Source organism: Streptomyces lichenis, assembly GCF_023218175.1.
Taxonomy (GTDB): domain Bacteria; phylum Actinomycetota; class Actinomycetes; order Streptomycetales; family Streptomycetaceae; genus Streptomyces; species Streptomyces lichenis.
Genome location: NZ_JALPTH010000021.1, coordinates 14,428 through 34,874 on the forward strand (window position 1 = coordinate 14,428; position 20,447 = coordinate 34,874).

Sequence of the window (20,447 nt, forward strand, 5' to 3'; positions counted from 1 at the left end):
GTTCTCCTCATTCGGCGGTGCCTTGGGACGCAAGGGCGGTGGCGCAGGCCGGCGCGGGGAAGGCCCCGGCGGGGGTGGCGGTCGGGTAGCGGCCGGTCAGGCAGGCGGTGCAGTAGCCGGAGCGGTCGCCCCCGGCGGCTTCGAGCAACCGGTCCAGCGACAGGAACGCCACGCTGTCGCAGTCCAGTTGTCCGGCCAGCTCCGTCATCGACAGCCGGGCGGCGAGCAGTTCCTCCGGGCGCCCGGTGTCGATGCCGTAGAAGCAGGGCCAGCGGTACGGCGGCGAGGCGACGCGCAGATGGACCTCCAGCGCCCCGGCGTCGCGGAGCATCCGCGCCACGGTGCGCATGGTGGTGCCGCGCACCAGTGAGTCGTCCACCAGGACCACCCGGCGGCCGGCGACCGCCGCCGGGACAGGGCTGAGCTTCCGCCGTACGGCGTGGTGGCGGGCCTCCTGGTCCCGGGCGAGGAAGCTGCGCCCGCCCTGGCCGGGCCGTAACAGCCCCTGGACGACGGTCAGTCCGGCGCGCTCGGCGTACCCGTCGGCCGCGACGCGCGCGGTCTCCGGGGTGGCCACGACCACCGGCCGCGGCGAGCCGTCCACCGGGGCGTGGTCCGCGAGCGCCTGGCCGGCCCGGAAGCGCGCCTGGTAGACGCTGCGCCCGGACAGGTGGGAGTCGGCGCGGGCGAAGTACACGTACTCGAAGAGGCAGGCGGCGGTCTTGGCGTCGGGCACCTCGAGCCGGCTGCTCGCCGTGCCCTGCGGGCCGATCGACAGCACCTCGCCGGGCTCCAGTTCCCGCACCACGTCGCCGCCGACGGCGGTGATCGCGGCGGTCTCCGAGGCCAGCAGCCAGGTGTCGCCCCGCCGGCCCACCGCGAGCGGCCGGAAGCCGTGCGGGTCGCGGACGCCGTACAGCCGGTGCCCGTCGGACACCACCAGGGCGTAGGCGCCCTTCAGCCCGGGGAGCACCGCGTGGAGCGCGGCCGCGGTGTCGAGGCCCTTCTCCGCGCGGGCGGCCAGCAGCAGGCGGGTCAGCAGCTCGCTGTCGGTGAACCACTCGCCCGGCTCGACGGCGTCCGCCCCCGGCGCGGTGTGCGGGTCGACGAGCGTGCCGTTGTGGGCGAGGGCCAGCGGCGGCCGGTCGAGCACGACCGGCTGCGCCCCGGCCAGCGCGTCGCGCGTGCCGTGGGTGGCGTACCGGACGTGGCCGACCGCCACCGGGCCGAGGGGCAGCCCCTCCAGGTCCGGCAGGGCCTCGGCGACGGTCCCGGCGCCGTGCCGGGCGACCAGGGCGTCCCCGGTGCCGACGGCGATGCCCGCGCTCTCCTGCCCGCGATGCTGGAGCGCGACGAGCATCTCCCGCACCACGGCGGCGTGGTGGCCCGCGGGGCCCCAGACGCCCGCGACACCGCAGGCTTCCCTGGGCTTGTCCGCGTCCACCGGGTCGCCGTTCACGACGTGTCCCCGCCCGTGTCGAGCCAGTCGGTGAAGGCGTCCAGATCCGGCAGGATGACCGTCGAGCAGGAGAGCACCGCCAGGTTCTGGCGCATGTCGGTGATCGAGACGACCGTGCGCCCGGCGCGGTAGGCCGACAGCATCTCGGCCGCGGTGCCCATGCTGGCCTCGTGGCCCGGCAGCCACGCCACGCACACGTCGCTGGCGGCGGCCAGCTCGGTGAGCCGGTGGAACAGCACGGTCAGCTCGCGCAGTTCGGGGGCGAGCCGGTCGTGGTGCAGCACCGCGCGGTCCGCGAGCGCCGCGTGTGCGGGGCGGGCGCCGGGGTGGGCGGCCAGCCACTCGGCCATCACCACACCCGGGTCGTTGACGACGGCTCCGGGCCGGCGGGCCAGCAGGGCCGCGGTCAGCCGCTCGCGGTAGGTCTGGTCGACGAGGTCCGATCCGGTGCGGGCGCCCTGCATGGTGCCCGCGAGGAAGTACGAGCGGGTCAGCGGGGGTGCGCCCGGCGCTTCGAGGGCGGTCACTCGTCCTCCAGGGAGTACGGGGCCAGGGCGAGCCCGGCGGGGGCGGCGGCGCGGTGGATGGCCGCCGCCTCCAGCAGGAAGGCGACCACGTCGTCGGTGGAGGCCGCGACGGCGTCCGCGACGACCTCCAGGTCGCGCTGGAAGCGGGCGTCGCCGTGGATGGCGACGGCACCCTGGTTGTCCTTGGTCAGCATCAGGCCGCTGGACTCGGCGACGCCCTCGGGGCGTCCCGCCAGCGGGAGGATCAGCTCGGCCATCCCGCGGGTGACCGGGTGCAGGACCCGGATGGAGACGCTGTGCTGCTCCGGGTGGACCAGCAGCCGCCGTACGAAGTCGGCCGCCGGCGGCACCGTGTCGAGCCGGGACTCGGGGCGCAGCAGGAAGGACCGGGAGGCCGTGTTGTGGCCGCGGCTCGGGCTGTACCGCAGGTAGTCGAGGCGGATGGAGTCGTCGGCCAGGTCCCAGGTGGCCCGCACCCGGCTCGGCGCGGGGGTGCCGTCCGCCTTCACCCGGAAGGGGTAGGCGTCGACCGTGGTCCGTACGCTGCCGTCGACGGCCGCGCCCCGGTCGAGCCGCAGCGGTTCGCCGTGCAGCAGGTAGGGGTCGAGGATGACCAGGCCGTCCGGCGTGCGGTAGACGGCGGCCACATGGCGGCCGTCGATCAGGTACTCGGCGGTGATGCCGGAGCGCTCCATGACCATGCGTCCGGCCATGAAGGACTGCCAGGCGCAGGACAGGCCGAAGCGCGGCGGGGCGGCCTTGGTGCCGAAGTACTCGTGGAACTGGGAGGCGCTGTTGTAGGGGACGCCCACGAGGACCTCGTCGAGGACCTCCTTCTGCACGTCGCTCAGCAGCGCCGCACCGACGGTGTTCACTTGCGACCTCCCTGGAGGAGCCCGGCCGCCTGCTGGAGGAGCGAGGGCCGCCGTGCGTACGTGGTGTCCTGGCCACCCAGCACCGCCAGGTGGTCGCGCAGGATGCGCAGATACGTGGTGAGTTCGAACTGGGTGAGGTTGCGCCGGGAGTCGAGGAAGTTGATGCCGCCGGTGATGTCCACGCTCCGGCTGCGCTTCAGGTCGTCGAACCGGCGGGCCGCCTCGGGGTCCCGCCTCCGTGCCGCCAGATATCCGGCGATCACGCGCGACTGAAGTTCCACGGTGGGGAAATGACCTCCCGTACCGTCGGTCATACCGGCGATGAACAGGTCGTCGTAGCGCGGGGAGAAGGCCAGGAGGTAGAAGTCCGGACGCCCCTTGACCCAGTCGAGGTGTTCCTCGCCGACGAACGGAATGTGAATCCGGAAACCGGTGGCGAGAATGACGGTGTCATATTCCTCCGAGGTCCCGTCGGAGAATTCGACGAACTTCCCGTCGAAACGCACGGGCGCCTTGCGGACCTTCACCCGGCCGTGCGCGCAGTAGTACGGCAGCAGCGAGTTGACGATCGGCGGCGATTCCAGCGGCTCGTGGTCGGGCTTCGGCAGCCCGAACTGCTCCGGGCGCCCGATGCTCAGCTTGAGCATGGTGCGGTACGCCGCGCGCGCCACCGGGGGCGGCAGGCGCAGGTGCTGGCTCGACTCGGAGACCTGGTCCGCCGGCTTTCCGAAGATGAACTTGGGGAAGAAGTGGTAGCCGCGACGCATGCTGATGGCGACGTGGTCCGCGACCCCGGCGGCCTCGACGGCGATGTCGCAACCGGAGTTGCCGGCGCCGACGACCAGCACGCGCTTGCCGGTGAGCGCCGCCGCGTTGGTGTAGTCGCGGCTGTGCAGGAGCTCCCCGTCGAACTTCCCCGGGAAGGCGGGGAGATAGGGGTGCCAGTTGTGGCCGTTGGCGATGATCAGCGCGCTGTGCTCGTGCTCCTCGCCGTCGCCGGTCGTGACCCGCCAGCCGTCGGTGAGCCGCTCGACGCCGGTGACGTCGGAGTTGAACCGGATCAGCTTCAGCAGGTCGAACCGCTCCGCGTACCGGCGGAGGTACCCGAGCACCTGATCGTGGCGCGGATACGCCGGGAGCGCCCGGTCCATCGGGAGGTCCGCGTACCCGGTCACCTCCCGGGACGTGATGGTGTGCGTGTTCTGGTACACGGAGCTTCGCGCGTTGCCGATGTCCCAGATGCCGCCGACACCGGAGTGGGACTCGTAGGCCACGCAGGAAATGCCGAGATCGGTGAGGCTCTTCAGCGAGGCCAGACCGGAAGGCCCTGCTCCGATCACTGCGACCGGACGCGGATCGTTCTGTGGTTCCGCCATGTGCGTCAATTCCCCCATTGATTTCATGACCTACGCCACGCACACCGTGCGACGTCGGATGCGTGAAGCGTGCCGCACGGCTCCGGCCCGACTCCAGTGACTTTCAAGGACTTTGAAGCGAGGGGCGAGTATCCGGCAGAAGCTTGACTTCCCGGCGCCGGCCTCCGTCCAATGGCTACCTCCAGGCCTCGGTGAAGAGTGAATCGCATCACTTTCCCTCTTCCGAATGAACCTGCTGAAGACCCTCGCGTTAGGAGTGCCAGTGGCACGCGTCGTAGTCGACGTCATGCTCAAGCCGGAGATCCTCGACCCGCAGGGACAGGCGGTGCAGCGTGCGCTGCCCCGTCTCGGTTTCGACGGGATCGCCGATGTCCGCCAGGGGAAGCGCTTCGAACTGGATGTGGAGGGGCCGGTCGACGAGGCCGCCCTCGCCCGCATCCACGAGATGGCCGAGACCTTCCTTGCCAACACCGTCATCGAGGACTTCGTCGTGAAGGTGGAGTCGTGACCTCGCGTATCGGCGTCGTCACGTTCCCCGGCACCCTGGACGACCGGGACGCGCTGCGGGCCGCCCGGCTCGCGGGCGCCGAGCCCGTACCGCTGTGGCACCGCGACAAGGACCTGCACCAGGTCGACGCGGTGGTGCTGGCGGGTGGCTTCTCCTACGGCGACTATGTGCGGGCCGGCGCGATCTCCAGGTTCTCGCCGGTGATGGAGACGGTCATCACGCAGGCGCGGGCCGACCTGGGATGGTGCCCTCGTGTGCGGTGCGCAGCTCGGTCAGAGTGACGGCGAACTGGCCCTGCACATCCAGCTCTTCGCCGTCCACCACACCGATCCGGACGGCCGGCAGGCCGCGGGCGCCGCGGTCACAGCCCGGGCACCGCTCAGGGGATGAGGACCCTGCGTCCTACCAGGCGGTGTCCGTGCCGGGCGAGGCGTCCGACGGCATCGACCAGCAGTGCGCGTTCGACTTCCTTGATCCGCTCGTGCAGGAGGGCCTCGTCGTCCTCGTCCCGGACGTCGACCACACCCTGGGCGATGACGGGGCCGGTGTCGACGCCCTCGTCCACGAAGTGGACAGTGCAGCCGGTGACCTTGACGCCGTACGCGAGCGCGTCGCGCACTCCATGGGCGCCCGGGAAGCTCGGCAGCAGGGTGGGATGGGTGTTGACGACCCGGCCGCCGAACCGGGTCAGGAACTCCTTTCCGAGGATCTTCATAAAGCCGGCCGACACGACGAGATGGGGCTCGTACGCGGCGACTCGGTCGGCGAGCGCGGCGTCCCACGCCTCCCGGGAGGTGTGGTCCCGCACCTGGCACACGAAGGTCGGTACTCCGGCCCGTTCGGCACGCTCCAAGCCGGCGACACCGGGCCGGTCGGCGCCGACGGCGACGACGGTCGCGCCGAACTCCTTCGGGTCGCGGGCCGAGGCGTCGAGGAGGGCTTGCAGATTCGTACCGCCGCCGGAGACGAGGACGACCAGGCGGGTGGCATGGTGAGGCGTCATGACAGGGCGTCCACCAGTGCGTCTCCGCGCAGGGTGCGGCAGATCCGCACCTCGCGTCCCTGCCGCTCGCGACAGAGCAGCCCGGCCTGCTCCAGCTGCCGGCAGTGGTACGTCACCGTGCCGGCGGTGCAGTGCAGCAGGTCGGCGAGCGTCCCCATGGACATGGACTGGGTGCCCTTGCGGAGGATGACGGCTCGTAGTTCACCGAGCGTCAGGGCCAGCGGGTCGGACGGGGTGCGCTCCTCGTCGCCGGTCCCCCGGAGCAGCCTGGCCAGACCGGCCAGCGGGTATCCGATATGGGCGTGGCCGTCCGCGTCGACACGGGCGACGCAGGCGCGGGTACCCGAGACGACGGGCGTGAGCGTCAGGCGCCGGAGTGCGACGGGCGCGGCCAACGGCGTATTGGCGGGGAGGACGAGGTTCCCGTCCACGAAGGAGATCCTGGGGCTGAGATCGCCCAGAACGGATGCCATGGCTCCGGTGACGGATGCCACACCGATGCGCCCGATCTCTCTTTCGAGGAGTGGTCTGCTCCGTTGCCAGGTCCCGGACAGCTGCTCCCACACCGCGCGGGCCATGGCGGCGTAAGCGAGGAGGAATGTGGAGGGACTGTCGACGACCTTTCGCCAGACAAGTGGCACCTTTCCGCCGTACATTCCGCCGATGTCGGCCAACAGCGCCTGCGGCGCCGTTTCTGCGATTCGCTGCGTTTCCTGGCGAATGCTTTCGCCGCCCGCGTCCCCACGCATCCAGAGCAGGGACGGGATGTGGAAGGGACCCGTCGAAGTGAGGGTTCCCGCCGCGTCGGACAGGTAGCCCGGGCTCACCGCCCTGAGCGACCTGCGCAGGCTCACCGGCACACCCTGGGGCATCCCGAAGGCGTCTGCCAGCACTGAGATGACAGACATGCCCGGCTGCACGGAAACCGATACTGGTATGTCCACATTTGTTCCTACCTGAAGTCGGACGATATCGCCCACTTCGCTCCCCCGTTGTTCAGATTTCAGCGGCGAACCGCATACGAGCCGCCCGCCGGGGAAGCGCCCCGGCGTGCCATCTGTCGAAGATCGGCGGCCGGTTGCGGCGGCCACCCGCGGGTGCGCTCCCGCTGTCAGGGCGATCCGGCGACCGGTACGTCAACACGGCGCCAGGTGTGGCCGGAAGAAGATGTGCGCATGGAGCCACCTGCCCTGCCGAGGTGAACGTGAATCGGTGCACAAATCAGGCGAGGGTATGGCAAGACGACCCCGTCCCCCCGCACGGCGATCCTCGGTCCCCATCCTTACCCGACCGCCATGTGCAAGGCTATCGAGAGCAGTTGCCTGATGTTACATTTCACATCTGTGAAGCGGCATCAAAAATGCGAGACAGCCCCTACCTGCGGCGAAGTCAATCCTCAGGCGCCCTGCGATTGGGCCAGGGAGCTGTACCGGCAAGCGGTAGTTGAAAAGGATAACTTCATTGACGCCGTACCCGATTGCCTGCGAAAGCTTCACCTGCTCATAACGTCGGGGCAGGAGGGCGGCCCGGCGTACGCGGTTCCGCCGCCGGTCGCCGCCGAGGCGGCCCTCCGGCCGGTGGAGGAGGAGATGTCCCGGCTGCGGCGCGAGGCGGCACGCATCCGCGCGGCCATGGTGTCCTGCGACGCGGTCTACTCCGAGGCCCGGAGCCGGGGCGAGGAGACCCTCACCGTCATCTACGGCGAACGCGCCATTCACCACGCGCTCCAGGCCGCCGTGAAGACCTGCGCCGAGGAGCTGCTCGTCTCCCAGCCGGGCGGCGGCCTGCCGGTCCGGCTGCTGCACAGGGGCCTCGGGCTGAGCCTGCCGCTGCTCGACCGGGGCGTGCGTCAGCGCACGCTGTACCAGCACTCGGCGCGGAGCCACAAACCGACGCTGGCCCACATCGAACGGCTCCTCGGCCACGGCGCAGAGGTCCGCACCCTGGCGGAGACGCCCGACCAGCTGCTCGTCTGCGACCGGGACGTGGCGTTCCTCCCGGCCGGGGAGGACGGGGGGCACGCGATGATGATCGCCAAACACCCGGACCTGGTGCGGTACCTCAGGGCGATGTTCGAACGCTCCTGGGCGCGGGCCGAACCGGTGGTGCCGCCGGCATCCCGCCAGGAGGACCGCCCGTTCCTCGACGACCTCCAGCGGACGATCCTGCGGGCCATGGTGGAGGGGGAGACCGACGAGCGCATCGCCCGCCGGATCGGTCTGAGCCGCCGTACGGTCGTGTCCTACATCCGCAAGGTGGCGGAGCGGTTCGGCAGCAACAGCCGTGCGCAGCTGGGCTACTTACTCGCCGGCTCGGGCCTGCTCGCCGAGGAGGGCGGCGACGCGCGGGGCCCCGGGGCCCCGCCGTCCCGGGAGAGTCCGCCCCCGGCGCCGTAACCCCCGGGGCCCCGGGGGCCGTTCCCGTCCGGCTGACACCAGGCACGCCCGGGCCCGCCTCCAGTCGGGCGGACCCGCCTCCCTCGTCCGCTCGACGATCCGTGGCCGACCGGGGCGGCCGGACCGGCTTCGGCGAGGCCCCTCCGGGCCGGTCACCCGTAGTTACTTGGTGACGTACAGAGAGGCCATCATCCTCGCGGCTCGACATCACTACTGACCGCCTGAGCTGGGAGTGTACGGGGAGGAGCGCATCCGACGGACCCTTCGGCCCTTTCCGTGCCGGGACGGCGACACGATGAACCCCAGCTCCCCCGGCGGCCGGAAAGGCACCCGGCAGGCCCCCTTCGTACCTCCCTCCCCGTTTCTCTTCCTCCCTGCCCCCTCCCGCCCGAATTCCGGGCGCGCATTCCGGACGTCCGGTGCGGAAAAGCCGAGTTGGCCGATTCGGGCGGTGCGCGGGGCCTCGCCGACCGGGCTGAATGGACAGCGTCCATGAGAAACCCGCACAGGAGCGAGGAGGATCATGACGGAGAACTCCGGAGAACCCGGAAAGGAACAGGTCCAGGCGAGAGCCGAGAAGATCCGGGAGGTCTTCGCCCGCAAACAGGCGGAGAGCAGGGGACTGGAGGCCGACCTCGATCTGGAGGCGTCGGTGCGCCGGGCCCTGGAGGCGAGGGCACTTCCGGCCGTCGTCCCGGACGAGGCGATACAGGCCGGGCTGCGTGCGGCTGACCCGCAGATCCTCGACGACAGCGGTCCGAACGTCTGGTGCGAGCTCTACGGGTTCCTGGACCTGGGATACAAGATCCACCTGAACCCCTATGCCGTCGCGATGGTCACGAGCGCGGCCTCGGCTCTGGAAAAGGTTCTGGGAGACGCCGTCGAGGACTTCCCGGAACTGGAGGCGATGTTCGTCCCGCTGCTCGCCGCCATTTACGCCGAGGGTTCGGCCATCGGCACCGTCAGCCAGATCAACGGCTCGGTCGTGCTGATCGGGGTCATCCCCGATCCGCTCCCCGTCCCCTTCCCCGACGACTGACTCCACCCGGTGATTCTTTCCGGGCCGGCTCGACCCGGCGGCCGGCCCGGAACGTCCGCCATGCGGCTCGAACATCTTCCCCAAGCGCGACCTGCCGCCCTCGGAGGCGGACAACCGACGGCTCCTCGCGATGCCGGCGTACCTGGGGTGAGGGGCTGCCCGGGTCAGGTGCCGTACACGGTGGAGCGGTGTCCGACGTGGACGACCCAGACGACCAGCTCTCCGTCGTCGATCGTGTAGACGACGCGGTAGTCGCCGACTCGCAGGCGGCGGCGTTCGGGCTGGGACACGAGTGCGGTCGTGTGGAAACCGAGAGGATCGCTCTCCAGCTCGGTCAGCTTCGCAAGGATGCGGAGCGCCATGTCGCGCGGGATCTTGCGGAGTTCGGCCTGCGCCTCGGGCCGGAAGACCGTGCGGTACTCACTCACTGCGCGCCCGTGTCTCCCTGATGATGTCCTCGATCGGGACGCCGGGTGCCGGGTTGGCCATCCGCTCGTCGATGATCCGGTTGATCTCGCGCTCTTCCCACTCCTGGTACTTGCGCAGCACCTCGATGGAGACGACGGCGGCTACTTCCTTGCCTCGGCGCGTGATCACCGTCGGCACGTCGTCGCGGTCGGCGCGCTCCACGACCTCGGCCAGGTGTGCGCGTACGTCTCGGATGGACTCTATGGGCAACGGCTGCGTCATGGACTTGAGTGTACCGATTGGCTCTTGTGTACACCACGCGAATGGGCGGCGGGCCGCCCCCGTCACGCCCCCGCCCCACGCGGGCTGACGTGAAAGGCGAAGGGGACGGTTCCGGGGTCCAGGGTGGTGGCGCCGCCGTCCACGGTGAGGGCCGCGCCGTTGACGAAGGAGGCGGCGGGGGAGAGCAGCCAGGTGATCGCCTCGGCGACCTCGCGGGGCTCTGCCGGGCGGCGCGCGGGCAGCAGGCGGGTCGCCTCCTCGTAGGCCGCGTCGAGATCGCCCGGGCCCAGGCCGGCCTCCTCGGCGAAGCGGGCCATCCGGCGGTCGGCCATCTCCGTGCGCACCCAACTGGGGCACACGGTGTTGGCGCGTACCCCGCGGGGCCCGTAGTCGGCCGCCACCGAGTGGCACAGCTGGAGCAGGGCCGCTTTGGAGGTGGCGTAGGCGGCGTTGCCGACGCCGTTGCGCAGCGCGGAGACGGAGGCGACCGCGACGATCGAACCCCGGGCCTGGAGGAGGTGGGGGAGAGCGGCCCGCATGAGGAGGAAGGGGCCGGTGAGGTTGGTACGCAGCACCAGCTCCCAGTCCTCGTCGGAGAGTTCGCCCACCCCGCCACCGCGCCCGACTCCCGCGTTGAGCACCAGCCCGTCGAGGCGGCCGTACCGCTCCACCGCGGTCTCGACGAGACGGCGTATGGCGTCCGGGTCGGTGGTGTCGGCCGGGCAGGCCAGGGCCCCGGTCTCCTCGGCGATCCGCCGCAGAGGCTCGGGTCGCCGCCCCGAGACGACGACCTGGTGCCCGGCGTCCCGCAGCAGCCGCGCGGTGGCCGCGCCGATCCCGGTCCCGCCGCCCGTGACCACCACCACACGCTGATCCTTCATGGGGCTGAGGCAACCTGGCGATGCCGACGGCTGGGGGATCATCATGGCTCGGCCGGCCCGGCATGGCCGCCCACCGCGAGCTCAGGGGCCTGCCGCCCGACTGAGGGCCCCGCCCGTGCGTGATCCGCGCCACAATGGCCCGGGTCCTGTCACAGACGGCCGCCGACCGGAGTCCTGGTGTCGAGCACCCGGCAACGGAGGAGGACACCGTGGCAGAGAAGACCGAGGTCGTCGTGGTCGGCGGCGGCTACGCCGGAGTCATGGCGGCCAACCGCCTGGCGCGGCGCGACGAGGTGGCCGTGACGCTGGTCAACCCGCGCCGGACGTTCGTGGAGCGGATCCGGCTGCACCAGCTGGCGGGTGGGACGGACGACGCGGTGGTGGAGTACCGGAGGGTGCTGGCCGGGCGGGTGCGGCTGGAGGTGGACACGGTGACCAGGATCGACGCGGCCGGCAGGCGCCTGGAGACGGCGTCCGGCGGCACGGTCGGCTACGACTACCTGGTCTACGCGGTGGGCAGCGGCAGCGCCGACCTTCGGGTGCCCGGGGCGGCGGAGTTCGCGTACCCGATCGCCACTCTGGAGGAGGCCGAGCGGCTGCGACCGGCCCTCGACGCCCTGCCCGCGCGGGCGCCCGTGACGGTGGTGGGGGCCGGGCCGACCGGTATCGAGACCGCAGCCGAGCTGGCGGAGGCGGGCCGTGCGGTGACCCTGGTCTGCGGCGGGGTGCTCGGCCCGTATCTGCACCCCCGGGGACGGCGCGCGGTCGCCAGGCGGCTGGCTCGGCTCGGTGTCACCGTGCTCGCGGGCCCCGGTACCGAGGTGACGGCTGTCACCCCCGAAGCCGTACGGCTCGGTGACGGCCGCGAGCTGCCCAGCCGGGTGACCGTCTGGAGCGCCGGGTTCGGTGTCCCGGACCTGGCCGCGCGTAGTGGGCTGAGCACCGACGCCCTGGGCCGGCTGCGCACCGACACCACGCTGACCAGCGTGGACGACCCGCGGATCGTCGCGGCCGGGGACGCCGCGGCACCGGCCGGCCTCACCTTCCGGATGAGCTGCCAGGCCGCGGTGCAGCTGGGCCCGGCGGCCGCCGATACGGTGCTCAGCCGCATCGCGGGCAGCCCGCCCGCGACCGTCGACGTGCTGTTCACCGGCCAGTGCCTCAGCCTGGGGCGCCGTGGCGGCGTCATCCAGACCGCCCGCCGGGACGACACCGTGAGGGGCCTCCACCTCGCCGCCCGCCCGGGCGCCACGCTCAAGGAGCTGGTCTGCCGGGGCACCCTGTGGCGGCTGGCCTACGAGGCCCGGGGTGTGGGGCGTGGAGAAAGGGGCGAGCAGCGGAGGGCCGAGCCGGTCTCCTGAGACGTTGTCGTGGTCGGCGTTCGCCATGGCCCCGGCCCGCTGCCTTACGCCGCCAGTCCGGTCTTGGCGCCCGCGCCGCACAGGGGGACGACCGTGCTGCCGGGGCGGGGGTGGGTGGTGGTGGCGGCCCAGCAGGCGGCGGCGGTGGATTCGACGAACAGGCCGCGGGCCGCCAGGTCGCGCTGGGCGGTGCGGAGTTCGTCCTCGGTGACCGTGGCGAAGGTGCCGCCCGAGGCGCGTACGGCGGCCAGGATCTGGCGGGCGCGGGGCGGGCGGGTGATGGCGATGCCCTCGGCGAGGGTGGGTGCTGAGGCGGGGGCCTCCGGGGGCAGGTCCTCGGCGCCGGCGTGGAAGGCGGTGGCGAGCGGGGAGACGGCGGCGGCCTGGACGGCGAGCAGGGCGGGGCGGCGCTCGATCAGACCGTTTCCGGCCAGCTCCTCGACCGCCAGGGCCGCGCCGAGCAGCAGGGTGCCGTTGCCGACCGGGAGGGTGAGGGTGTCGGGCAGCCGGCCGCCGAGGTCCTCCCACAGCTCGTAGACGTAGGTCTTGGTGCCGTGCTGGAAGTACGGGTTGAAGACATGGGAGAAGTAGAAGACGCCGGGCTCGTCGGCGGCGGCGCGGGCGGCCAGGGCGGTGGCCTCCCGGTCGCCGGGGACGCGTTCCAGCCGGGCCCCGTGCGCCCGGATCTGCTCCAGCTTCTTCGGTGAGGTCGACTCGGGGACGTAGACGGCGCACTCCAGCCCGGCCCGGGCGCAGTACGCGGCGGCGGCCGTGCCCGCGTTGCCGCTGCTGTCGGCGACCACCCGGCGCGGGCCGAGCCGCCGGGCGAGTTCGGCGAGCATCACCGCCCCGCGGTCCTTGAACGACAGGGTCGGCATCAGGAAGTCGAGTTTGGCCGAAACAGTGTCGGTGAGCGGGACGAGCGGGGTGCGGCCCTCGCCCAGGGAGCAGCCGGGCCCGGCGAGTGGCAGCGCCTCCTCGTACCGCCACAGCGAGCCGGCCCGCCCGGCCAGTTCCGCCCGGTCGACCGGGCCCGCGGTGAAGTCCAGGTCCCAGGGGCCGCGGCAGCGCGGGCAGCACCAGGGGGCGGTGGAGACGGGGTGGACGAGCGAGCAGCGGGAGCACCGGTAGTCGGCCAAGATCGTCATGGCGACCAGGATGTCACCGGTGTGGCGGTCCTGTTACCGAGGCGTCAGCACCCTTGTGGGTTGCCCAAAGTTCGGTCAATCTTTCGCTCGGCGGCCGAGCGGGCCGGGCTTCCGGACAACCGGATGACCCGGATGAGGGAAGCGCCGTGCACCCCTGGCGTCACTTGTCATGCTCGCGTCATATGCGGGTCTCCGTTCGGCCGCCGTGACCCCCACAGCAGCGCACCACCCGACGAGGAGGAACCCTCACCATGTCCGTGATGCGTACCCCGCGGCGAAGAATGGCCGCAGCCGGCGCCACCGTCGTCGCCGCCCTCGCGCTCGGCACCCTGTCCGCCCTTCCGGCGGGCGCCGCCCCCGCCGCAGCCGAAGGCGTCATCCTGAACGCCGGAGCACCGGACGCCGTCCAGGGCAGCTACATCGTCACCCTGGACGAGTCCGCCGCCGCCGAGTCCACGGCGGGCAAGGCCGTCGCCGCCCGGTACGGCGCCAAGATCGAGAAGACCTACACCGCGGCCCTCAACGGCTACGCCGTGGAGCTCTCCGAGGCCCAGGCGAAGAAGCTCGCCGCGGACCCCGCCGTCCGGTCGGTGGCGCAGAACCGGATCTTCACGATCGACGGCACCCAGCCCTCGCCGCCCTCCTGGGGCCTGGACCGGATCGACCAGCGCGCCCTGCCGCTCAACCAGAGCTACACCTACCCCGAGCCGGCCGGCCAGGGCGTCAGCGCCTACATCATCGACACCGGCGTGCGCATCTCGCACAGCGACTTCGGCGGCCGGGCCGTCAACGGCTACGACGCCATCGACAACGACAACGTGGCCCAGGACGGCAACGGCCACGGCACCCATGTCGCCGGCACGGTCGGCGGCACCGCGTACGGAGTCGCCAAGAAGGCGCGGATCGTCGGCGTCCGGGTGCTCAACAACCAGGGCTCCGGCACCACCGCGCAGGTGGTCGCCGGCATCGACTGGGTCACCCGCAACGCGGTCAAGCCGGCCGTCGCCAACATGAGCCTCGGCGGCGGGGTGGACACCACCCTGGACAACGCCGTCCGCAACTCCATCGCCGCCGGCATCACCTACGCGGTCGCCGCAGGCAACAGCAACGCCAACGCGGTCAACTACTCGCCGGCCCGGGTCACCGAGGCGATCACCGTCGGCTCCACCACCAACACCGACGCGCGCTCCAGCTTCTCCAACTACGGCACCCCGCTGGACCTCTTCGCCCCGGGCTCCAACATCACCTCGTCGTGGAACACCGGGGACACCGCCACCAACACCATCTCCGGCACCTCCATGGCCACCCCGCACGTGGCCGGCGCCGCCGCCCTCTACCTGGACGGCAACCCCACCGCCACCCCCGCCCAGGTCTCCTCGGCCCTCACCGCCGCCGCCACCCCGAACGTCGTCGGTAACCCGGGCACCGGCTCGCCCAACCGCCTGCTGTACGTGGGTGACGGCGGCACCGACCCCAACCCGCCCGGCAAGCGGTTCGAGAACGCCACCGACGTCGCCATCGCCGACAACGCCACCGTCGAGTCCCCGGTGACCGTCAGCGGGGTCAGCGGCAACGCGCCCGCCGCGCTCCAGGTGCCGGTCAGCATCGTCCACACCTACGTCGGCGACCTCCGGGTCCAGCTCGTCGCCCCTGACGGCACCGTGTACACCCTCAGGGACCGCACCGGCGGCAGCGCCGACAACATCAACCAGACCTTCACCGTGGACGCCTCCTCCGAGGTGGCCAACGGCACCTGGAAGCTGCGGGTCAGCGACCTCGCCAGCGCCGACACGGGGAAGATCGACTCCTGGGCCCTGCAGTTCTGACCCGGGGGGTGTGACCATCACCGTCGGGTGAGGGGCGGCCGCCATGGCGGCCGCCCCTTTCGGCGTTCCTGCCTCCGCCGTAGGCCGTCCAAACCGTGCTTCATCACTTTGAGTGAAACGCTGGCCCATGCTTGCGGGTCTCAACCGAACGTTGCGACGCTGTTGCTGTCCGTCAAGCTGAGGGGAGTGGCCTGTGGCGTTCGGTGAGCAGCCCGCCTATCTGCGGGTGGCGAGCGATCTCCGGAGGAAGATCGTCGACGGTTCGCTCCCGCCGCACGCCCGGTTGCCCTCGCAGGCCCGGATCCGTGCGGAGTACGGGGTCTCGGACACCGTCGCGCTGGAGGCCCGCAAGGTGCTGATGGCGGAGGGGCTGGTCGAGGGGCGCTCCGGCTCCGGCACCTATGTCCGCGAGCAGCCGGTGCCGCGCGGCATCGCCCGTTCCGGGTACGGGCTGGCCACCGGCGCCACCCCGTTCCGCCAGGAGCAGGCCGCCGAGGGCACCCGGGGCACCTGGGAGTCCCGCAGCGAGCGCGAGCGGGCCGGCGTCTCGGTGGCCGGGCGGCTGGGCATCGAGCCCGGTGAGCCGGTCATGCGCACCGCGTACGTGTTCCGGGACGCGGGTGAACCGATGATGCTCTCCACCTCCTGGGAGCCGCTGGGCCTGACCGGGCGCAGTCCGGTGATGCTCCCCGAGGAGGGGCCGCTCGGCGGCTGCGGGGTGGTCGAGCGGATGGCGGCCCTCGACCTGGTGGTGGACAACGTCCTGGAGGAGGTCGGGGCCAGACCCGGGCTCGCGGAGGAGCTGGCCGCCCTGGGCGGGGTGCCGGGCCATGTGGTGATGGTGGTCCAGCGGACGTACTACGCCTCCGGCCGGGCGGTGGAGACCGCCGATGTGGTGGTCCCGGCCGACCGCTACCGGCTCACCTACCACCTGCCCGTGCGCTGAGCCCGGAGCGGTACGTGCGAGGGGGCGCATCCGGCCGGATGCGCCCCCTCGTGCCGTCCACGCGCTGGCCGGATGTCTCTCTCTTCGTTCCCGAACGTATCCGCTGCGTGAAGGTCAGGGATACGCTCGGGCATATGCGGCGGGCGGTTTCGTAGGGACCCTCGCGCGCGTGCGGGCCTGCGGAGGGAGATGCGGTGAGCGAAGGCAGCACGATTCTTCCCTGGCTGGTGATCCGCCAGGACGGCAACGGCAACCACTACCGGGTGGGCCGCTGCGCCACTCGTGACGAGGCGCAGAAGCTGGCCGACAGCCTGGCCGACACCGGTCAGGACCGGCGGTACTGCGTCGAGCGGATCGGCCGGCCGGTGGGCTGACGGACGTCGGTGGCGTGGGCGGGGCCGAGGGGGCGCCCGGGGCGGAAGTGCTCCGGAGCGGCACCGGAGGCCCCGCCTTTCGCGCGGGCGTACGCGGTCCGGGATCCCCCTTCCGCTTCGTCCCGTCCGTGCGGCCCGGTAAGGTCCCCTGCCGAGCGGGGCCGGGTGCGACCGGCTACTCGGACGAGAGCGGGCGGGACGGGTGCGGTGCTGATCGACACGGTGGCATGGGTACGGATCGAGGGCGGCCGGATCCTCTGCGCCCGCCCGCGCGGCAAGGAGGTCTTCTACATCCCGGGTGGCAAGCGGGAGGGCGCCGAGACCGACCGGGAGACCCTGCTCCGCGAGGTCGGCGAGGAACTGGCGGTCGCCCTCGACCCGGAGAGCGTCGCCCATGTCGGCACCTACGAGGCCGGGGCCCCGGACTTGCCCGAGGGCACCGTGGTCCGGATGAGCTGCTACACCGGCGACTACCGGGGCACCCTCACCCCCAGCGCCGAGATCGACGAGATGGCCTGGTTCTCCTACGCGGACCGCCCGCTGGTGCCGCCCGTCGACCAACTGCTCTTCGACGATCTGAAGGCCGCCGGCTCGCTGTCGTAGCCCCGGGTGCACGAGGCCCCGCCGCTGCCGGAGGCGCGAGGCCCCGGCCGCCCCGGGCGGGACCCCGCCGCCGAGTCGCCGGAAACCGGTCGAATCCGGGTGGCCGGAAGGCGGCCGTGCGCCCTGCACGCCACGGTGCGCCCCCATGCGGTACTCCGCCCGTTTTTGCGGGTATGTCCTGATTAACCCGCTGAAACCGGACGGGGTTCGGCTGCTGACTTGGGGAAGTGGACGGTGTGATCGACACCGATGGCGTCCACGCCGAGTGGAGCTTCCCCGCGGAGCTCGGCGCCGTGCGCGCCGCCCGCCACTCGGTCGGTGACGCCCTGCGCGAGTGGCGGCTGGACGGCGAGGTCCGGGACACGGCGATGCTGCTGGTCAGTGAGCTGGTCACCAACTCCCTGCGGTACGCCTCCGGGCCCATCGGCGTCCGGTTGACCCGGCTCCCCGGCGGCGGCGACCCCGTCCACGACGGTGCCGGCACCTCCTCGGCCCCGGGTCCCGCGCTGCTCGTGGAGGTCACCGATCCGCTGCCCGACCCCCCGCTGGCACGGCCCGCCGGACCCGACGACGAGAGCGGCAGGGGCCTTCAACTGGTGGCCTGTTCCGCTCGCCGATGGGGTACCAGGAAGGGCAGGACCGGCAAGTCCGTGTGGTTCGAGCTGCCCCTGCCTGGTTAGAAGACTGAAGGGACAACGATCAACCAAGGGGCGGCTGGAAAGGAACGAGACCACCCTGTGATCGTGAACGGCGTGCCGCCGGGGGCCGTAGTGCTGAATACTGCGGGAATGGCCGGTCCGGTGCGGTGAGCTGGAGGGGACGGTCGCGTGAGCGAGATACCTGAGTCGGCGAGCGGCGTCATGTGGCAGAGCAGCCCGCCTGGCTCGATCTATGACTACATACGAGTCGCCTCATTCTCGATAGGCCCCGACGGCCTGGTCGACCAGTGGAGTCTGCGTGCCGCCGAACTCTTCGGCGTGGGCGCCGAGGAGGTGCGGGGCAAGGACCCGGTCGAGGCCTTCCTGCCGCCTGAGCTGCGCACCCGCGGCCGCGGCAGGGTCGCGGAGATCCTGGACGGCAAGGAGTGGACCGGACTGGTCCCGTTCCGGGTGCCGGGGGAGAGCCACGGCCGCGGCCTCGCCGAGGTGTATGTGATGCCCAGTGAGACCGAGCACGGCGAACGCGGCGCGCTCTGCGTCGTGGTGGATGTCCGCGCCCTGCGGCGGATCGAGACGGACCTCGCCGCCTCAGAGGCGATTTTCGGCCAATCCCCCTTCGGCTTCCTGCTCTTCGGTGTCGATCTGACGGTCAAGCGGGTCAACCAGCGGTTCGCCACCGTCTTCGGCGGCTACGCGGACGAGCACCGCGGCCGCACGGTCCACGACTACCTGGCCCGCCCGGAGGCCGAACGGCTGGACGCGGCGCTGCGCCGGGTCCTGGAGACCGGCGAGTCGGTGACCGACCTCCAGCTCTCCGGCGCGGTCCCGGGCACTGCGGCCACCGCCACCGGCCCCGGTGCCGGAGGCGGGGAGCGCCGCCACTGGTCGGTCAACCTCTACCGGGTGCACAGCGGTTCCGGGCGCCCGGTCGGGGTGGCCGGGCTCGGCATCGACGTCACCCGCCGCCAGATGGCCGCCCGCGAGGCGGCCAGCGCCCGGCGCAACCTCGCCCTGCTGAACGAGGCGAGCGCCCGCATCGGCAACTCGCTCGACCTGGAGACCACCGCCCGGGAGCTCCTCGACGTGGCCGTCCCCGGCTTCTGCGACACCGCCTCGGTCGACCTCTACCAGGCGCTGCTCACCGGCGACGAGGCCCCGCCCGGCCGGGCCGACGGCCACAGCGCCGAACTGCGCAGGGTCGCCGCCGCCAGCGCGGTGTCCGACGCCCCGCTGCTCAATCCGGCGAACCCGCAGGGCTGTTGCGCCGCCGCGCCGATCGACGTCGGGGCGGTGCACAGCTACCCGTTCCACTCGCCCTGCGCCACCGCGCTGCGCACCGGCCGCCCCCGGACGGTGCCCGGCGCCGACGGGGACCTGGTGCACTCCACCCTGGTCGTGCCGATGACCGCGCACGACACCGTGGTGGGCCTGGTGCAGTTCTCCCGCACCAAGGGCAGCGAGCCGTTCGGCGAGCGCGACCGGGCGCTCGCCGTGGAGCTGGCCGCCCGGGCCGCCGTCTGCATCGACAACGCCCGGCTCTACCGCCGCGAGCACGAGCGGGCGCTGATCCTCCAGCGCAGCCTGCTGCCGCCCGGCGACCCGGAGGCGGCCGGCCTGGACATCGCCTGCCGCTATCTGCCCGGCAACACCGCCACCGAGGTCGGCGGCGACTGGTTCGACGTGATCCAGCTGCCCGGCCACCGCACCGCCCTGGTCGTCGGCGACGTGATGGGCCGCGGGCTGCGGGCCGCCGTCGCCATGGGCGAACTGCGCACCGCCGTACGGACCCTGGCCCAGCTCGACCTGGAGCCGGCCGAGGTGCTGTCCCATCTGGACGAGATCGCCCGCGGCCTCGGCAGTCCGGCCGCCGGACACGGGGCGGCGGCCCGCGCCGCCGGGGGCCGCGGCCCCGAGCTGGCCGAGGTCTACCTGGCCACCTGCGTCTACGCGGTCTACGACTCCGTCACCCGCCGCATCACCTTCGCCAACGCCGGCCATCTGCCGCCGGTGCTGGTCGAGCCGGGCGAGAAGGCGCTGATGCTGGACGTCCCGCCGGGGATGCCGCTGGGCGTGGGCGGCGAGCCGTTCGAGGAGGTGGAGGTCGACCTGCCGGAGGGGGCGCTGCTGGCGCTCTACACCGACGGGCTGGTCGAGTCCCGCGACCACCCCCTGGACGAGGGCATGCAGGCCTTCCGCTCGGCCCTCACCGACCCGGCCCAGCCGCTGGAGGACGTCTGCGACCACGTCCTGGGCACCCTGGACACCCGGCACGGCGAGGACGACATCGCCCTGCTGCTGGCCCGGGTGCAGGGGCTGCCGGCCGAGGCCGTCGGCGACTGGCGGCTGCCGCGCGAGCCCCGCTCGGTCGGCCGCGCCCGGGACCTGGCCCGCGCCCAGCTCACCGCCTGGGACCTGGAACCGCTGGTGGACACCGTCGAACTGCTCGTCAGCGAGCTGGTGACCAACGCGCTGCGGTACGGCGAGGGGGAGATACGGCTCCGGCTGCTGCGGGACCGCACCCTGGTCTGCGAGGTCTGGGACGCCGGACTGGTCCAGCCGCGCCGCCGCCGGGCCCGCGACACCGACGAGGGCGGCCGCGGGCTCCAGCTGGTCGGGCTGCTCAGCGCCGGCTGGGGCTCCCGCCGCACCCCGCGCGGCAAGACGGTCTGGTTCGAGCTGGCCCTCCCGGACGGCGAGGGCCTCGCCGAGCCGACGGTCGACCAGCTGCTCAGTATGTTCTGACGGCGGCCCGGCCGGATACGGGGCGCCCTCGCCG

Annotated in this window: 20 protein-coding genes and 1 pseudogene; 11 read left to right on the forward strand and 10 right to left on the reverse strand. The window is 72.4% G+C overall.

Translation table 11 applies throughout. The features are described from left to right. Nucleotides 1-7 precede the first annotated feature (7 nt). Genes purF through M1O15_RS20840 form a run of 4 tightly spaced genes read right to left on the reverse strand, consistent with a single transcriptional unit; the run spans nt 8 to nt 4,237 of the window. A complete protein-coding gene (purF, locus tag M1O15_RS20825; protein WP_308282375.1) occupies nt 8-1,459 on the reverse strand; it encodes an amidophosphoribosyltransferase in 1,452 nt (483 codons plus the stop codon). Then, nucleotides 1,456-1,986 (reverse strand): hypothetical protein, encoded by a 531-nt coding sequence (locus M1O15_RS20830; protein ID WP_248635611.1) that lies wholly within the window; start codon nt 1,984-1,986, stop codon nt 1,456-1,458. Before M1O15_RS20830 ends, purF begins: the two co-directional genes overlap by 4 nt. Further along, a complete protein-coding gene (locus tag M1O15_RS20835) occupies nt 1,983-2,861 on the reverse strand; it encodes a hypothetical protein (protein WP_248635612.1) in 879 nt (292 codons plus the stop codon). Before M1O15_RS20835 ends, M1O15_RS20830 begins: the two co-directional genes overlap by 4 nt. After that, nucleotides 2,858-4,237 carry a flavin-containing monooxygenase gene (locus M1O15_RS20840; protein WP_248635613.1) on the reverse strand — a complete coding sequence of 460 codons (1,380 nt, stop codon included), beginning with the start codon at nt 4,235-4,237 and terminating at the stop codon, nt 2,858-2,860. The genes M1O15_RS20835 and M1O15_RS20840 overlap by 4 nt, the downstream gene beginning before the upstream one ends. Nucleotides 4,238-4,499: 262 nt before the next feature. On the opposite strand from M1O15_RS20840, the gene purS reads away from it, so the two are divergent. Together purS and M1O15_RS20850 are read left to right on the forward strand one after the other, a co-directional pair. Then, complete coding sequence (gene purS / locus M1O15_RS20845) at nt 4,500-4,745, forward strand: phosphoribosylformylglycinamidine synthase subunit PurS (protein WP_248631629.1); 246 nt, start codon at nt 4,500-4,502, stop codon at nt 4,743-4,745. Then, a pseudogene (locus tag M1O15_RS20850) lies at nt 4,742-4,984 on the forward strand (phosphoribosylformylglycinamidine synthase subunit PurQ); the annotation flags it as partial. The gene purS and the pseudogene M1O15_RS20850, both read left to right, overlap by 4 nt. 140 nt (nt 4,985-5,124) lie before the next feature. Here the strand turns inward: M1O15_RS20850 and purN are convergent. Together purN and M1O15_RS20860 are read right to left on the reverse strand one after the other, a co-directional pair. Beyond that, nucleotides 5,125-5,748, reverse strand: a complete 624-nt coding sequence (purN, locus tag M1O15_RS20855) for a phosphoribosylglycinamide formyltransferase (protein ID WP_248635614.1) — start codon at nt 5,746-5,748, stop codon at nt 5,125-5,127. Next, nucleotides 5,745-6,221 (reverse strand): MarR family transcriptional regulator, encoded by a 477-nt coding sequence (locus M1O15_RS20860; RefSeq protein WP_248635615.1) that lies wholly within the window; start codon nt 6,219-6,221, stop codon nt 5,745-5,747. The genes purN and M1O15_RS20860 overlap by 4 nt, the downstream gene beginning before the upstream one ends. A 1,104-nt stretch (nt 6,222-7,325) precedes the next feature. Here M1O15_RS20860 and M1O15_RS31695 point away from each other — a divergent pair. Both M1O15_RS31695 and M1O15_RS20870 read left to right on the forward strand, forming a co-directional pair. After that, on the forward strand, nt 7,326-8,144 hold the full coding sequence (locus M1O15_RS31695) for a LuxR C-terminal-related transcriptional regulator (RefSeq protein WP_248635616.1): 819 nt from the start codon (nt 7,326-7,328) through the stop codon (nt 8,142-8,144). A 523-nt stretch (nt 8,145-8,667) separates the two neighbouring features. Continuing rightward, nucleotides 8,668-9,183, forward strand: a complete 516-nt coding sequence (locus tag M1O15_RS20870; RefSeq protein ID WP_248635617.1) for a hypothetical protein — start codon at nt 8,668-8,670, stop codon at nt 9,181-9,183. Nucleotides 9,184-9,347: 164 nt separating this feature from the next. Here M1O15_RS20870 and M1O15_RS20875 read toward each other — a convergent pair whose 3' ends face one another. From M1O15_RS20875 to M1O15_RS20885, 3 genes are all read right to left on the reverse strand, one after another. Further along, complete coding sequence (locus M1O15_RS20875; RefSeq protein WP_248635618.1) at nt 9,348-9,611, reverse strand: type II toxin-antitoxin system RelE family toxin; 264 nt, start codon at nt 9,609-9,611, stop codon at nt 9,348-9,350. After that, entirely contained in the window at nt 9,604-9,873 is a 270-nt protein-coding gene (locus M1O15_RS20880; RefSeq protein ID WP_248635619.1) for a type II toxin-antitoxin system Phd/YefM family antitoxin, read from the reverse strand. Before M1O15_RS20880 ends, M1O15_RS20875 begins: the two co-directional genes overlap by 8 nt. Nucleotides 9,874-9,935: 62 nt before the next feature. Next, the gene (locus tag M1O15_RS20885; RefSeq protein WP_248635620.1) at nt 9,936-10,754 is read right to left on the reverse strand and encodes an SDR family NAD(P)-dependent oxidoreductase; all 819 of its coding nucleotides are present in this window, start codon (nt 10,752-10,754) and stop codon (nt 9,936-9,938) included. Between the two features lie 209 nt (nt 10,755-10,963). On the opposite strand from M1O15_RS20885, the gene M1O15_RS20890 reads away from it, so the two are divergent. Then, complete coding sequence (locus tag M1O15_RS20890; RefSeq protein ID WP_248635621.1) at nt 10,964-12,115, forward strand: NAD(P)/FAD-dependent oxidoreductase; 1,152 nt, start codon at nt 10,964-10,966, stop codon at nt 12,113-12,115. A 44-nt stretch (nt 12,116-12,159) separates the two neighbouring features. On the opposite strand, the gene M1O15_RS20895 is transcribed toward M1O15_RS20890, so the two are convergent. Beyond that, nucleotides 12,160-13,263, reverse strand: coding sequence for a pyridoxal-phosphate dependent enzyme (locus M1O15_RS20895; RefSeq protein WP_248635622.1), 1,104 nt, complete (start codon nt 13,261-13,263; stop codon nt 12,160-12,162). Between the two features lie 251 nt (nt 13,264-13,514). Between M1O15_RS20895 and M1O15_RS20900 the strand changes: the two genes are divergently transcribed. From M1O15_RS20900 to M1O15_RS20925, 6 genes are all read left to right on the forward strand, one after another. Further along, nucleotides 13,515-15,089, forward strand: coding sequence for a S8 family peptidase (locus M1O15_RS20900; RefSeq protein ID WP_248635623.1), 1,575 nt, complete (start codon nt 13,515-13,517; stop codon nt 15,087-15,089). A 193-nt stretch (nt 15,090-15,282) separates the two neighbouring features. Continuing rightward, nucleotides 15,283-16,035, forward strand: coding sequence for a GntR family transcriptional regulator (locus M1O15_RS20905; RefSeq protein ID WP_248635624.1), 753 nt, complete (start codon nt 15,283-15,285; stop codon nt 16,033-16,035). Between the two features lie 194 nt (nt 16,036-16,229). Further along, entirely contained in the window at nt 16,230-16,409 is a 180-nt protein-coding gene (locus tag M1O15_RS20910) for an SPOR domain-containing protein (RefSeq protein ID WP_248635625.1), read from the forward strand. Nucleotides 16,410-16,616: 207 nt separating this feature from the next. Beyond that, nucleotides 16,617-17,012: an NUDIX hydrolase gene (locus M1O15_RS20915; protein ID WP_248635626.1), complete on the forward strand. Its 396-nt coding sequence runs from the start codon at nt 16,617-16,619 to the stop codon at nt 17,010-17,012. Between the two features lie 227 nt (nt 17,013-17,239). Then, entirely contained in the window at nt 17,240-17,692 is a 453-nt protein-coding gene (locus tag M1O15_RS20920; RefSeq protein WP_248635627.1) for an ATP-binding protein, read from the forward strand. Nucleotides 17,693-17,872: 180 nt separating this feature from the next. Next, a complete protein-coding gene (locus M1O15_RS20925; RefSeq protein WP_248635717.1) occupies nt 17,873-20,413 on the forward strand; it encodes a SpoIIE family protein phosphatase in 2,541 nt (846 codons plus the stop codon). The last annotated feature ends 34 nt before the right edge of the window (nt 20,414-20,447 follow it).